Origin of the sequence: Mesorhizobium sp. B2-3-11 (genome assembly GCF_006442215.1) — a bacterium.
Taxonomy (GTDB): Bacteria; Pseudomonadota; Alphaproteobacteria; order Rhizobiales; family Rhizobiaceae; genus Mesorhizobium; species Mesorhizobium salmacidum.
In genome coordinates this window covers 38,019-51,056 of the sequence record NZ_VFVS01000023.1, presented here as the reverse complement: position 1 = coordinate 51,056, position 13,038 = coordinate 38,019, and the positions used below count along the sequence as shown (strand labels likewise).

Annotated in this window: 14 protein-coding genes and 1 pseudogene; 9 read left to right on the top strand and 6 right to left on the bottom strand. The window is 61.9% G+C overall.

The genetic code is table 11. The features are described 5' to 3' along the window. Nucleotides 1–8: 8 nt before the first annotated feature. The 4 genes from FJ960_RS25705 to FJ960_RS25690 form a co-directional block, all read right to left on the bottom strand. Nucleotides 9–1,226 (bottom strand): amidohydrolase/deacetylase family metallohydrolase, encoded by a 1,218-nt coding sequence (locus tag FJ960_RS25705; protein ID WP_140717767.1) that lies wholly within the window; start codon nt 1,224–1,226, stop codon nt 9–11. Further along, on the bottom strand, nt 1,226–2,089 hold the full coding sequence (locus FJ960_RS25700; RefSeq protein WP_140717766.1) for an ABC transporter permease: 864 nt from the start codon (nt 2,087–2,089) through the stop codon (nt 1,226–1,228). Before FJ960_RS25700 ends, FJ960_RS25705 begins: the two co-directional genes overlap by 1 nt. Continuing rightward, nucleotides 2,089–3,030, bottom strand: coding sequence for an ABC transporter permease (locus FJ960_RS25695; protein WP_181174321.1), 942 nt, complete (start codon nt 3,028–3,030; stop codon nt 2,089–2,091). The genes FJ960_RS25700 and FJ960_RS25695 overlap by 1 nt, the downstream gene beginning before the upstream one ends. A 105-nt stretch (nt 3,031–3,135) precedes the next feature. Then, on the bottom strand, nt 3,136–4,665 hold the full coding sequence (locus FJ960_RS25690; protein ID WP_140717764.1) for an ABC transporter substrate-binding protein: 1,530 nt from the start codon (nt 4,663–4,665) through the stop codon (nt 3,136–3,138). Between the two features lie 1,037 nt (nt 4,666–5,702). Between FJ960_RS25690 and FJ960_RS25680 the strand changes: the two genes are divergently transcribed. Continuing rightward, on the top strand, nt 5,703–6,014 hold the full coding sequence (locus FJ960_RS25680; protein WP_140717762.1) for a DUF736 domain-containing protein: 312 nt from the start codon (nt 5,703–5,705) through the stop codon (nt 6,012–6,014). A 98-nt stretch (nt 6,015–6,112) separates the two neighbouring features. Here the strand turns inward: FJ960_RS25680 and FJ960_RS25675 are convergent, their stop codons facing one another. Next, nucleotides 6,113–6,640 carry a MucR family transcriptional regulator gene (locus FJ960_RS25675; protein ID WP_140717760.1) on the bottom strand — a complete coding sequence of 176 codons (528 nt, stop codon included), beginning with the start codon at nt 6,638–6,640 and terminating at the stop codon, nt 6,113–6,115. A 420-nt stretch (nt 6,641–7,060) separates the two neighbouring features. Here FJ960_RS25675 and FJ960_RS25670 point away from each other — a divergent pair, with 420 nt between their 5' ends. Beyond that, nucleotides 7,061–8,272: a DUF932 domain-containing protein gene (locus FJ960_RS25670; RefSeq protein WP_140717758.1), complete on the top strand. Its 1,212-nt coding sequence runs from the start codon at nt 7,061–7,063 to the stop codon at nt 8,270–8,272. A gap of 214 nt (nt 8,273–8,486) precedes the next feature. On the opposite strand, the gene FJ960_RS25665 is transcribed toward FJ960_RS25670, so the two are convergent. Beyond that, on the bottom strand, nt 8,487–8,702 hold the full coding sequence (locus FJ960_RS25665; protein WP_140717756.1) for a helix-turn-helix transcriptional regulator: 216 nt from the start codon (nt 8,700–8,702) through the stop codon (nt 8,487–8,489). A 107-nt stretch (nt 8,703–8,809) separates the two neighbouring features. Between FJ960_RS25665 and FJ960_RS25660 the strand changes: the two genes are divergently transcribed. From FJ960_RS25660 to FJ960_RS25635, 7 genes and pseudogenes are all read left to right on the top strand, one after another. Then, complete coding sequence (locus FJ960_RS25660; RefSeq protein WP_140717754.1) at nt 8,810–9,088, top strand: DUF2285 domain-containing protein; 279 nt, start codon at nt 8,810–8,812, stop codon at nt 9,086–9,088. A gap of 134 nt (nt 9,089–9,222) precedes the next feature. After that, complete coding sequence (locus FJ960_RS29615) at nt 9,223–9,432, top strand: DUF6499 domain-containing protein (RefSeq protein ID WP_181174320.1); 210 nt, start codon at nt 9,223–9,225, stop codon at nt 9,430–9,432. A 196-nt stretch (nt 9,433–9,628) separates the two neighbouring features. Next, nucleotides 9,629–10,021 carry a DUF2285 domain-containing protein gene (locus FJ960_RS29610; protein ID WP_181174319.1) on the top strand — a complete coding sequence of 131 codons (393 nt, stop codon included), beginning with the start codon at nt 9,629–9,631 and terminating at the stop codon, nt 10,019–10,021. Between the two features lie 133 nt (nt 10,022–10,154). Further along, nucleotides 10,155–10,436, top strand: a complete 282-nt coding sequence (locus FJ960_RS25650) for a helix-turn-helix domain-containing protein (protein ID WP_140717750.1) — start codon at nt 10,155–10,157, stop codon at nt 10,434–10,436. Nucleotides 10,437–10,459: 23 nt separating this feature from the next. Then, nucleotides 10,460–10,984: pseudogene (locus tag FJ960_RS25645) on the top strand (replication initiator protein A); the annotation flags it as partial. A gap of 161 nt (nt 10,985–11,145) precedes the next feature. Next, entirely contained in the window at nt 11,146–11,910 is a 765-nt protein-coding gene (locus FJ960_RS25640; protein WP_140717746.1) for an ABC transporter ATP-binding protein, read from the top strand. Between the two features lie 51 nt (nt 11,911–11,961). Continuing rightward, nucleotides 11,962–13,020: a porin gene (locus FJ960_RS25635; protein ID WP_181174318.1), complete on the top strand. Its 1,059-nt coding sequence runs from the start codon at nt 11,962–11,964 to the stop codon at nt 13,018–13,020. The last annotated feature ends 18 nt before the right edge of the window (nt 13,021–13,038 follow it).

Below are 13,038 nucleotides of genomic sequence, written 5' to 3'. Positions count from 1 at the left end.
CGCCTCGCTCAAGCTTTCCATCCGCAATGAGGACAAGCGCCGTCGCCGGCATGCGCCGATGGCACGTGCCGGTGGGCTTCTATCGCATTCGCTCCCAGGATCGCGTAGCGCGGTTCGAACAACTGGTTGAGCACGCTCGTCGCACCCTGGGAGTCTTTCACCGTCAGTTCGGCATCGACCAGTTCGAACAATGTGAATTCCGCCGGCTTGCCCTTTTCCAGCAAGCTGTCGGCTGGCAGTCGGATGGCCCGGCGTGGTGCCACAGTCGATGCCGTCACTACGTCCTCGAACGCCATGCCCAGCGACAGCAGTTTCGACATGGTCGTCGCCATGTCCCAGACGGAACCGTCGAGCGAGCGGTTGTGCAGATCGGTGGAAATTGTCTTCGGCGGCAGGCCGCGTTCCAGCGCCGCCTTGGCGACATCGAAGGAGAAGGATGCGCCGCCATGGCCGACGTCGAGCACGACGCCGCGAGCGGCCGCGTCCTCGGCCAGGCGGTAGAGATCGTCATCTTCGAGGATCGAACCGCCGGCCTTGCCGTTGAAGCAATGGGTGACGATGTCGCCCTCGGTCAGCAGCCCGAGAATGTCGTCATAGAGCGGCGGCGGCTCGCCGACATGCACCATGACAGGCAGCTTGACGATGCGGCCCAGCTTCTTGGCCAGCCTGACCGGCGTCAGGTCCCAACCGCCGGTGATGACGTGGCTTGCCCGCACCTTCAAGCCCACGATGACGTCGCGATTGGCCTCGATGGTGGCGATGGTGCGATCGATGTCGATCGAACGCATGTCGATCAGCTCGCTCACCCGGTTGCAGGCGACGAGGCCGATCGAGCCGATGTTGAGGAAGGCATAGACGTTCTCCTGTGCGGGCTCGATGACGAACTCGCGAAAGCCGTGGAAATTGGCCTCCCCGGCGGAACCGGCATCGACCATGGAGGTGACGCCGCGCGCCGCCCCGCATTGTTGCGGCCGGATCGAAATGTCGGTGCCGCCATACCAGACATGGACATGCAGGTCCGTCCAGCCCGGCGACAGGAAGGCGCCGTTCGCCTCCACCACCTTGACGTCGTCGCCGACGGCGATCCTCGAGCCGATCTCCGCGATGCGACCATCCTTGTCGACAAGCGCGTCGATGGCGGGACCGAAACGATCGCCGAAGGCGACCGGCCTGGCGCCCTTAATCAGCAATGGCTGTTTGGCCGCGTGAAAATTGTTGCCGAACATCAGATGTCCTTTGCCAGACGGGGATCGAGAAGGTCGCGCAGGCCGTCGCCGACCAGTTGCAGCGCCAGCACGGTGATGACGATGGCAGCGCCCGGGAACATCATGATCCAGCCGGCCTGGTCCATGTACTGGCGGCCGACCGCAATCATGGTGCCCCAGGTCGGGATATCGGGAGAGATGCCGACGCCGAGGAACGACAGGCCGGCTTCGGCCAGGATGGTGTTGGCGAAGATGAAGGTGCCCTGCACCAGGATGGGCGAGGTGACGTTGCGCAGCACGTGACGCACTAGGATGACCGGCGTCGGCACGCCGAGCGCGCGTGCCGCCTCGACATAGGGCAGTTCGCGGATCACCAGCGTCGAGGCCCGCACGACGCGGGCCAGCCTCGGTGCATAGACGATGCCAAGCGCCACGACGACGTTGATTGGCGTGGCGCCGAGTGCCGCCACCAGGGCAATGGCGAGCAGGATGTCGGGAAAAGCCATCATGGCGTCGATCAGCCGCGAGACCGGCGTGTCGAGTTTGCGGAAGAAGCCGGCCGTCAAGCCGAGCACAATGCCGACCACACCGGAGAAGACGACCACTGCGAAGCCGACCGAGAGCGAGGTGCGGGCGGCATAGAGCATGCGCGTGAACACGTCGCGGCCGAGATCGTCGGTGCCGAACAGATGCTGGAGATCAGGCGCATGCAGCCGCGCGGCGATCGAAAGTTTTGTCGGCGAATAGGGTGCGATCACGGGCGCCAGGATCGCCATCACGGCGATGATGACCAGAACAGCCAGCCCGGCCGCCGCCGTCGGGCGGCCGAGCAGCTGCGAGAAAAGGTTCGGCTCCTGCTGCAGCGGGGTGGCGATCGCGGCCATCAGTAGCGCACCCGCGGATCGATGAGGATATAGAGCATGTCAATGACGAAATTGACCAGCACATAGAGCCCGGCGATGACCAGCAGCGCGCCCTGGATGACCGGATAGTCGCGCCGCAGCACCGCCGAGACGACCAGGCTGCCGACCCCCGGCAGGCCGAACACGGTCTCGGTGACGACGGCGCCGGAAATCAGCAGCGCCGCCGTCAAGCCGATCACCGTGAGGATGGGGATCAGCGCGTTCTTCAGCGCGTGTTTCAGCACCACGCGCCATTCGCGCATGCCCTTGGAGCGGGCGGTGCGCACATAGTCGTCACTGAGGACGTCCAGCATCGAGGCGCGGGTGAAACGCGTGATCAGGGCCGAGCTGACCAGCCCCAGCGCCAGCGCCGGCAGCACCAGATGAGCGATGCGGTCACCAAAGGAGGCGCCGGGACCGCCATAGCCCGACGTGTCGAACCAGCCGAGCCTGACGGCGAAGAACTGGATGAACAGCAGGCCGAGCCAGAAGCTCGGCACGCTGGCCGCGAACATGGCGATGGTCGTTGCCGCCTGGTCGAACAGCGAGCCGCGCCTATAGGCAGAAAGGATGCCGACGGGCAGCGCGATCACGGTGGCGATCAGCAGCGAGAAGACGGTGAGAAAGAAGGTCGGTTCGGCGCGCTGCGCAAGTGCCGCGGTGACCGGTTCGTTGAGGAAGATCGACTGGCCGAAATCGCCCTGCACGACACCGACGACGTAGCGCCAGAACTGCTCGGGGATCGAGCCGTCGAGCCCGAGTCTGGAACGAAGTGCCGCGATGTCGGCGGCGGTGGCGTCGGGGCCGAGCATGACAGCGGCCGGGTCGCCCGGCGTCACCCGCACGATGACGAAGACGATGGTGGCGACCAGGGCCATCACCACGATCATGCCGAGAAGCCTGTTGAGAACCGAGCGCAGCATATGTGTTGATATCTCCTGTCCTGGCGGGCGGCCTGATCGCGGCCCCGCCCGGATCATGCCAGGTTGCCTTTCCCGCAAGCATAGCGGGAAAGGCAGGGGTTGGGCCTATTTGCCGTCGAGGTAGGCGTTCCAGAAATAGGGCCAGGGTGCCGGCGTGACGCCCTTGAGGTTCGGCGCTTCGGCGGCGAGCGCGTTGAAGTCGCCGACCTTGTAGATCGGCGCTTCGTCGTAGATCACCTTCTGCACATCCTCATAGAGCTTGGCGCGCTTGGCCGGGTCGCTCTCGGAGTTGAAGGCGTCGAGCACCTTGTGCTTGGCTTCGCTCGACCACCAGCCCGGCGTGTTATCCGACATGAAGCCGTTGAGCGACGGCTCGGCCAGGAACGGGCTGTGGGTGATGTAAATGTCCCATAGCGCCGGATCCGTGCGGTTCTTCGTCAGCGTCGCCCATTCGACGACGTCGAGTTCGACCTTGAAGCCGGCCTGTTCCAGATAGGCCTGAGCCACCTGCGCCATCTTGTAGTGGAATTCATACTGGCGGCTGGTCAGGATGCGCAGTGGCTTGCCGTCGTAACCGGCGTCCTTGAGCAGTGCGGCGGCTTTCTCGGTGTCGCCGTCGGGCTTGTAGGCCTCGGTGCCGACGTCCGAGTGCCAGATGAAGCCCTCCGGGTACATGGCGCCGTCGACGGCAAAGAAGTCTTTGGAACCGAAGGCAGCAAGCAGCATATCGCTTGGGGCCAGCGCGGCCTGGATCGCCCTGCGGATACGGATGTCGGAATTCAGCCCCTGTTTGGTGTTCATCACGAACACCGGCCAGCCGAACGGCTTCAGGATAAGCGGCTTGGTCTTGCCGGCGGAAACCTTGTCGTAGGATTCAACCGGAAGTGAATCGACATAGGCGAACTGGCCGGCGACGGCGCCCTCGACGCGCGTGTTGGCATCGGGCACCGGCACGAAGCGGATCTCGTCCAGATATTGCTTCCTTGCCCCGCCATAGCCGTTCGGTTCCCCGCCGCGCGACTTGTAGCCGTCGAAGCGGGTGAGCTGGATGAACTGGTCGGGCTTGCGCTCCTTGAGCATATAAGGCCCGGTTCCGATGAACTTGGTCAGCGGATCCTCGCCGGCGTTTTCGGAGGGGATGATGATCGCGGCGGCGTTGTTCAGCGAGAGCAGCGACAGCAGCGGCGCATAGGGTTTCTTCAGCGTGATCTTGACCGTGTCGTCGTCGACCGCGTCGATGGCGCTGATGACTTCCGCCGCCTGCTTGCCGCGTGTCGCCACCTTCATCCATCGGTTCAACGAGGCCAGGACGTCGGCCGAATTCATGTCGGAACCGTCGTGAAACTTCACGCCGGTTCTGAGCGCGATCGTGTAGGTCAGGCCATCAGGCGAAATCTTTGGCATGTCGGCGGCCAGAAGGGGCGTGATGCCCCATTTGCTGTCGAAAGTGTAGAGCGTCTCGTAGATGTGCTGGGTGATGATGCCGACCAGATCGGCGGTCGATGCCATCGGATCGAGCGTCGGCGGTTCGCCGATCGTGGCAACGTCGATCACGCCTCCCTTCTGCGGTTCAGCCCAGGCCAGCGCCGGCAACAATGCGGCGAGCGAGGCGACGACTTGCAATAAGCGCTTCATCCGTTCTCCTCCGGGTTCCATTTTTATGGAATATATAGCTTAGTTACGAACTAAGCTTACGCTGATGACTCGACGCGTCAAGCGGCGAAGCCCGACTTTGAAGGCGGCGACGGCTGGCGATCCGCTGAATATCGAAGCCGTGGACGCTATGGCGGACGAGCCTTCCGCAGCGGACCAAGTATCCTTGGTCGATGCAAATGCGGCCTCTGCCGAAGGCGGCGGTGCGAGCGAGGCAGCTGGGGGCTTCGACGTCGGCGCCGAATGAATGGCAGAACCCGGAGCCGCAAGGCGGCTCCGGGTTCTGCTCAATTTTCCGGCCACGCTGTTCAGCGTGGCCTGGGACCTCGACTGCACGACATAGGGGACAGAGCAAGGTATGGCAGCTCCTCTCATGGCGATGCCTCGTCCACCACATGTCTGTGTCTGCTTGAGGCGAATGGCACGACAGTCCATCGGTTCAGCTTGACGCGTATTCGCCGTGTTGCTGATCTCGACTATGCCCGCATTGCGAAATTCGGATGAGTCCCTTGGGTTGTTGAGAGGTTCGAAGCTGGGATCGTCTGACCCTCAGGGATGCCGTGTCTGCTCTTCATGCCGTGACTGACGGAGGAACCGCCAAGGCTGGTGTCTAGCCTTGGTTTTCATCCTCCAGGGGCGAGGGCAATCGCCGTCTTGCCGGCAAAGACGAGGTAGGTTCAGATCGGCCAAGGAGCGTGTGCGGTCCGGATGAGAAGCGCGACACGTGCCCATTGCGGCGCTTCCTCCTCATATGCGGCGGCCACGCCCACTGCGTCCTCGAATGGATTGGGTCTGACCGAAGACCGGCTTCGCCTCGATCGTCTTCCTGCAACGTCCAGCGCTAACTTTTTTCCGCCGCCGGCCCAAAGGCCGGCTTTGCATCGCGAAACAAAAAAGCCATCGCTTCCCGCCTTCCACTTCGTTCCAGCCCGGTGGGTGCAGGCCGATCGTCTCCGGTCTCAAGACCTCCATCGAGGTCGCGATGGGCGCGGCCCGATCAAATGGAAGGAACCCCCACAATGGCTACGATCGGCATGTTCACCAGCACCGCCAAGGGCTTCAAGGGCTCGGTCAAGACCCTCAACCTCAACGTCAAGGCGGTCGATTTCGTCCCCGCCGAAGGCGACAACGAAAAGGGTCCAGACTACCGCATCTTCGCCGACGCCACCGAGTTCGGCGCGGCTTGGAAGAAGACTTCGCGAGAGGGCCGCGACTACCACTCCGTCAAGCTCGATGATCCGAGCTTCCCCGCTCCGATCTATGCGAGCCTGGTCGAGACGGAAACCGAGGGCGAGTTCTCCCTCATCTGGTCCCGCCGCGCCGCCGAGTGAAATCGGCTCGAAGCAAAGAGAAGCCCCGTCTGCTGGACGGGGCTTCGCCATGTTCAGATCCGCCACCGTCCGAGAGATAGGCGATGCGACGAGGCCGACTAGCCCTTGGCAGAACTTTTGCGCGGTTTCTTTACGGGCGACTTCGCAGCCACCGGCGTGATCGCCGCGGCGGCCGCGCGAGGTGCACGTTTTGCTTTGGGCGCCGGTGCAGGCTCTGCAGGCTTGCGGCCGAGCCCAGCTGCCTTCGCCATAGCCGAGCGCGCAGCAGCATAGTTGGGCGCCACCATCGGATAATCGGAAGGCAGGCCCCACTTTACCCGGTATTCCTCAGGGCTGAGATTGTAGTGGGTGCTGAGGTGTCGCTTCAGCGATTTGAATTTTTTCCCATCCTCCAGGCAGATGATGTAGTCCGGCGTCACCGACTTGCGGATCGATACCGCTGGCTCCAGTTTCACCACAGGCTCGGCCGCAGGCGTTCCGATCCCCCGCAGCGCAGCATGAATGTCGCCGATCAGCTTGGGCAGTTCCGCGACCGGCACCGGGTTGTTCGCCACGTAAGCGGCGACGATATCAGCAGCGATGGAGACGAAATCAGCTTTGTCCTGCTGCTCGTTTGAAATGGTCATGGATCTCTTTCCTCTTGGTCATCCGATAGGCAAACGTGTTGGCGAAAAGGTCTATTCGTCAAACAAGAAAACAATTCGTTAGTCTCCCAACACTGCCCGTCACATTGTGAGATTTCAAGGCGGCAAGCTTCGCTTCCTTTGTTGGGATCGGCAACGGACGAACCTCACCCACAGCCTTCCGGGAAGCGAGGGGACTTTCCCTCGCTTCCCCGCCATTGCCGTCTGTTGCAGAGCAGGGCCGCCGGCTCGCAAAGCGGCTGACGGATCACACAACTCTCAATCAATTCCATCCGCTTCGCTCGACGGCGCAGCCCGGCTCCGCGCGACCGCACTGGCCCCCATCACTCCCGCGCGCTCACGCGCCCCCGGAAGGCATGCCGGGGGACATGCCTTCGGCTTTGACGGAAAGGAATGAGAGCAATGAACATGATCTCGAATACCAATGGCACCAACAACGGCCAGCAGCAGCCTGTTACCGGCGGCTTTCGCGTGGACATCTCGCGCGGCGAGCGCGTCGGGCGCGTGTCGTCGGAATGGTTTTCGCGCCCCGACGACGAACGCTATCTTTCGCTGACCGAGCTCTACGACAGCGTGCGCGCCCGTGCGGATCGCGCCACGGCCCGCACTGTGGAGAGCCGCGCGGTGAAGGTTGAGGCCAGCCGGGAAAATGCGGAAAGGCTTTCGCTCATTGTGCCCGGACAGGATCAGCCGATCGCACCCACACATTGGAGTTTTGGCCAATTGTGCAGCCTTGTCGGCGCACCGGCAACCTACATGCGCCAGCTTCCGGCGCCGCTCGCTGGCATCAACCTGCAGCACGGCCTGCTTTCCCATCGCGCCGAGCTTGTGAAAACCTTGGAGGCGGAAGACGGACGCATCGAGCTTCGCGCCGTCACCGGGCCGGACTATGGCCGTATTTGGGACCACGAGCTTGTCGCAGCCGTCATGAAGATTGCGGGCAACGGCACCGGTGACACAATGTGGAAAGTGCCGGGCGTGCTGGATTGGGCGACCATGAGGCACAATCCCTTCGTCGACATCACCAAGGACACCACCACGCTTTACGCCAGCGACCGAGACGTGTTCCTGTTTCTGGTGGACGATACGCACCCCATCGAGGCGGGACGGTTGCCTAACGGAGAGCCGGATTTGTATTTCCGTGGCTTCTATTGCTGGAATTCGGAAGTCGGATCGAAGACCCTCGGCATCGCGTCTTTCTACCTTCGCGCGGTCTGCATGAACCGCAACCTTTGGGGTGTCGAAGGTTTTGAAGAAATCAGCATCCGGCATTCGAAGTTTGCAGCGCAGCGTTTTGCGCATGAGGCAGCACCTGCGTTGACGAGTTTCGCCAATTCATCGCCCACGCCGTTCATCTCCGGCATCAGGGCGGCTCGCGAGAAGATCGTTGCCCGCAGCGATGACGACCGCGAAAGCTTTCTGCGCAAGCGCGGTTTCTCCAAGGCTGAAACCGGCAAGATCATCGAAGCAGTCTTGCAGGAGGAAGGCAGGCCGCCCGAAAGCATCTTCGATTTCGTGCAGGGGATGACCGCGTACGCCCGGACCAAATCCCATCAGGACAGCCGTCTTGACCTTGAAGGAAAGGCGAAGGCGTTGCTCGAAAAGGTAGCCTGACCGATCCGATGCTGCGCGGTCGGACAACCGGCCGCGCGGTTGAGTTGCCAATCGGCCAAACTCGGCGACCGACGCGGCCAAAGCATGGCCGCCGCTCGCCGGGCTCTGCCCGGCTCGCAATGCGACAGTTGTCATATCAGCTAGGAACACATTTTGGGCGTGGGCATCGTCCGGCCGATCACCGGCAATCCATCACGAGCTACCCGGCGCCGACTTACCTTTTTGAGATTCTGATGAGTTCGCACGGGTCCACGTGAAGCGCATCTGCGATTCTACCAAGAACAGTGACGCTAGCCGAAACGCGAGCACGCTCGATCGAACCGACGTAACGCATGCTGAGCCCAGAGCGGGCTGCCAGTTCCTCCTGCGTCACATCCTGATCATGGCGCAAACGACGCAAATTGATCGCCATGACCTCCTTGAGATCCATGACTGACTACGGACCAGAAGAGGAACTATCGTTCTAGGAATGATCGTTCCTATTCGCTATAGTCGGAACTCGATTTGAAAAATGGTTGGGAAGCGGATAGTTCGCACTTGCTTAAACCTCTGCTCGATCCCGATGTCGCCGACGTTGCGCCAGATGCCTCCATCCTGACCGGCTACGACGAGGAGCGGTTGCTCACCTACATCCGGCTTCTTGATGCGGCAGCCGAGGATGCCGACTGGCGGGAGGTGGCCAGGATTGTTTTGCACATCGATCCCGAGAAGGAGCCGGAGCGGGCATTCCGGGCATGGGAGACACACCTCGCGCGAGCACGATGGATGACCACCAACGGCTATCGCTATCTCCTGGCTGGCGGAGCACCACACTAAGCCTGTCGAAGCTGGAGCTGTGCTGATTCAGCAAACCGGTTTGCCGACTCTCCGACTACCCAAACGAACTGCCGACTCGGAAGCTGATCGCGACGCTTGCGATCGAACGCGAGCCTCTGATGAGGAGCGTTGCCATGTCGCGAAGCGATTGGACCGATCCGGCGGCATACGAGCACATGCGCGGCTACGAAGCCGACGAATTCGCCGCCGAGTATCTGATCCGGAACGATGACTTCGCCGTCGAATGCGACCGGCTGGCTTCGGCTGCACCGGAACGCGGAGAACTCATCGGCTCGCTGGACTTCGCCACTCGTTGGGGCGCGCGATTTCGCGATCGTTGGTGACCAGTCTCTATCACCAGAACAGATCGTCTGGACGGAAGAGGCCTCACCACGAGTTCTTCGCGCAACGCGGTTGAGAGCTGGCGCTGAATCCTCGCAGCCGGCTATTCGACTTACCCAACTCAGCACGGCAGACAGTTGGACCGAGGCCGAGCAAGTTCATGTAATCTGGCAATCGGCATGGGCAGTGCATCATATCTTGTCGGGGGACGCAGGTGGACTGCCCGACATCAACGCCCTGGTCCTGCCGCTCGACGATAACTTCGAAATACGGCTCGACGCCGCCCGTCAATTCTGGCGCGTGTTGAAAGGTCGACCGCCCGGCTTCCGCTACGGTTCCCTGCCTCAGCAAACCAGGCTGAGGCATATTATCAATCTCCGCGCCTTTGATGGAAAAAGCGCGGGGGCTCCGTACCGCCGGCTCGCCGAGGAACTGCTCTCGCGCGAGCCCATCCCTCCGCGCGACTGGCGCGATCATCACCTTCGCCACAAGGTGCGGGCGATCCTGCGGCGGACCAACCGCCTGGTCGCCGGTGGCTATCGCGACCTTCTCCTCTATCCCCAGAGCCGCAGCCGAAAATCCGACCGCTGAGATCTTTTTGGCAGGGGTGCAAAAACATGTCCCCCGATCTTTGCCCTCCCTCCCTTTTTCTCAATTCGGCCATCGTCCGTTTCGCGCGTCCCGGCAGGCCAGGGCGACAGCAGAACCGAATGGAGATCGAGCGATGTCGAAGGGTCCCGCGGACGCGCCCCAAAAATATCTTCGGACCAAGGAGGCCGCACCTATCGTTGGCCTCTGCGCCCGGACACTGGAAAAACACCGGACCTACGGCACCGGTCCCAAATACCGCAAGGTCGGCGGGCGCGTGCTCTACGACATCGACGACCTGCGAGCCTGGATCGAACTTGGCGCACGGACCTCCACCAGCGATACCAACGCCACCTATGTTCCGCCCGCCAAGCCGCATGCAGCCCGAGCGCCCGCCTATGCCGGCAAGTCGCGCTGAGACACCTGGTGAGGGATACGGGCATGCGGCCACCACCGACAGACCTGGAGCCGATTGGGCTGTTTCATGCTCGGCCCGGCAAGATGGCGTTACGCGACGCACAGGACCTGATGGCCTGGCCATTCTTCTCGCTGGCCAAATCGCGCCGCATCAGACCGATCGATTTCCGCATGGGTGAAATTGCCATTCGTGTCGAGGCGACCGTCGAGCATGGTATGGCGACGATCTGGGATGCCGACATCCTGATCTGGGCCGCCTCGCAGATCGTCGATGCCCGTGACAACGGGCTCCGAACCTCGCGTATGATGGCGGCAACGCCACACGAGATCCTGACCTTTGTCGGTCGCGGCACGTCAGCCCGGGAATATCTGCTGCTCAAGGCGGCGCTCGACCGGCTTCAGTCGACCACGGTAGCCACCTCGATCCGCCAGGCGACCGAGCGGTGGATGCACCGTTTCTCCTGGATCAACGAGTGGAAGGAGCGGACCGACCATCGCGGCAAGCCGCTTGGCATCGAGCTTGTTCTGCCCGACTGGTTCTATGCCGGCATCATGGTCATGTATGCCGGCAAAGTCGTCGAGCAGCTCAAGGCGTCGGAATTGAGCCAGGCCCAGCATCCCTACACGCGCGGGCTGCTCAACTGCATGCCAAAAATCGGCGCCGACCGTCACCCGCTGCCGGTGCTCGACCGTAAGCCGGAGTGGGCGCAATGACCGCAGCCATCACCATTTCCGACCTGGAGGTCACCTTCAACAGGTTTCGCGCGTTAAAAGGCGTGAGCCTTGTCGTGCAGCCCGGCGGATCATTCGGGCTTGTCGGCGAATCTGGCTCTGGCAAGTCGACGCTGCTGAGGGCTATCGCTGGGCTGGCGCCGATCACATCCGGAACTGCGCTGGTCCAAGGCCGGCCGCTTGGCCATCACCGCGACATAGCATTTTACCGGCAGGTGCAGATGGTCTTCCAGGATCCGTACGGTTCGCTGCATCCGCGCCAGACAGTCGATCGGCTGCTGCAGGAGCCTCTCGCGATCCATGGCATCGGCGATGGCGAGAAGCGGATCCGGCGAGCGCTCGACGAGGTCGGACTGGGCTCTGGCTTTCGCTTCCGCTACGCGCATCAGCTGTCCGGCGGCCAGCGCCAGCGCTTGGCGATAGCGCGCGCCCTTATCCTCGAGCCCTCGATCCTGCTGCTCGACGAGCCGACCTCGGCACTCGACGCCTCCGTCCAGGCCGAAGTGCTGAATCTCCTGCAGGACGTGCGGCAGCAGCGCAAGCTCACTTTCCTGATGGTCAGCCACGATCTCGGTGTGATCCACCACATGTGTGAACGGCTGATGGTGATGCGGAACGGCGAGAGCGTCGAAGAAGTCGCAGCTGAAGACCTCGTGGCCGGCCACGTACGCCAAGAATACACCCTCAATCTGCTTCGGGCCAGCAAAGGCTTCGAGCGCAGCCCGAAAGGCCTTTTGGACTGAGGCGCTTCGAGCCGAAATAGATCAATTCCATAACTAATAAGGTGGGAGATGATGAGACAGGGCCAGATCCTTGAAGGCCAAATTCTTGGCTGGATGAGTGCTTTACTGTTCGAAGTGCCGCTCGTTCACGCGACGGACGCCGTATCTCTCAGGGATTACGATCCCTCTCGAAATGTAAGTATTTGTGCTGCAATGGGGGAGGGGTTTGTCCAGCTCCCGCAAAGCCCCACCTGCGTTAGGATCGGCGGATCCGTCGAGTACGAAATCACAGCCGGCGCCGACCCTTCCTCTGGTGAGCGCCGAAAAACCTGGGGCCAATCTACCAGCGCAACCCTGTACGGTGATGTCCGGACCCAAACTGAACAGGGGATGCTGCGCGCATATTTCGAATTGGAATCCAACATCGTTGACGGCGTCAATGAAGGCGTCACCTTTTCTGAGGGGGTGATTGGCCTGGGTGGTATCCAAGTCGGCGCCTCCAGCTCGCAATTCGATAGCTGGCTGGATTCGGCCGGCAATGTTCTAGACGACGATGTCATCCCCTACGCCAGCGGCAAGACAAATCAGCTGAATTACACGGCCAGCCTCGGGGGTGGGATTTCAGCGATGCTTGGCGCCGAGCAAGGGGACGAAGGCGACGATGAAAAGGGCGATCAAGGGCATGCAATCGACAGCTATATGCCTCACCTCGTAGGCGGGCTGAAACTCGAACGGAACTGGGGGGCGATTGGCACGGTCATCGGCTACGACTCCGTGGCTGAGGAAGTCGCGGCAAAGGCGCGGCTGGACCTCAAGCTTGGCGACACCTTCTCAGTCTTCGCCATGGGTGGGTATCAATCGAACCCTGGAATCCCGAATTACTTTGGAGCGTGGAACGGGAGTTACGCGGCCTGGGGCGGCCTTTCCGTGTTCCTGTTGCCAAAGCTCACTCTCAATGGCCAAGCGGGCTATGAAGATGCCGGCACCTACGCCTTGGCGTTCAACTTTGACTACGAGATCGCTCCAAGGTTCACCGTAACGCCCGAACTCGATTACACCGTCTTCGGCAGCGACCCCTCCAAACCCAGCGACGCGCTGGGCGGCATGATCAGCATTCAGCGTGATTTCTGACGGGAACATGTCGCCAAG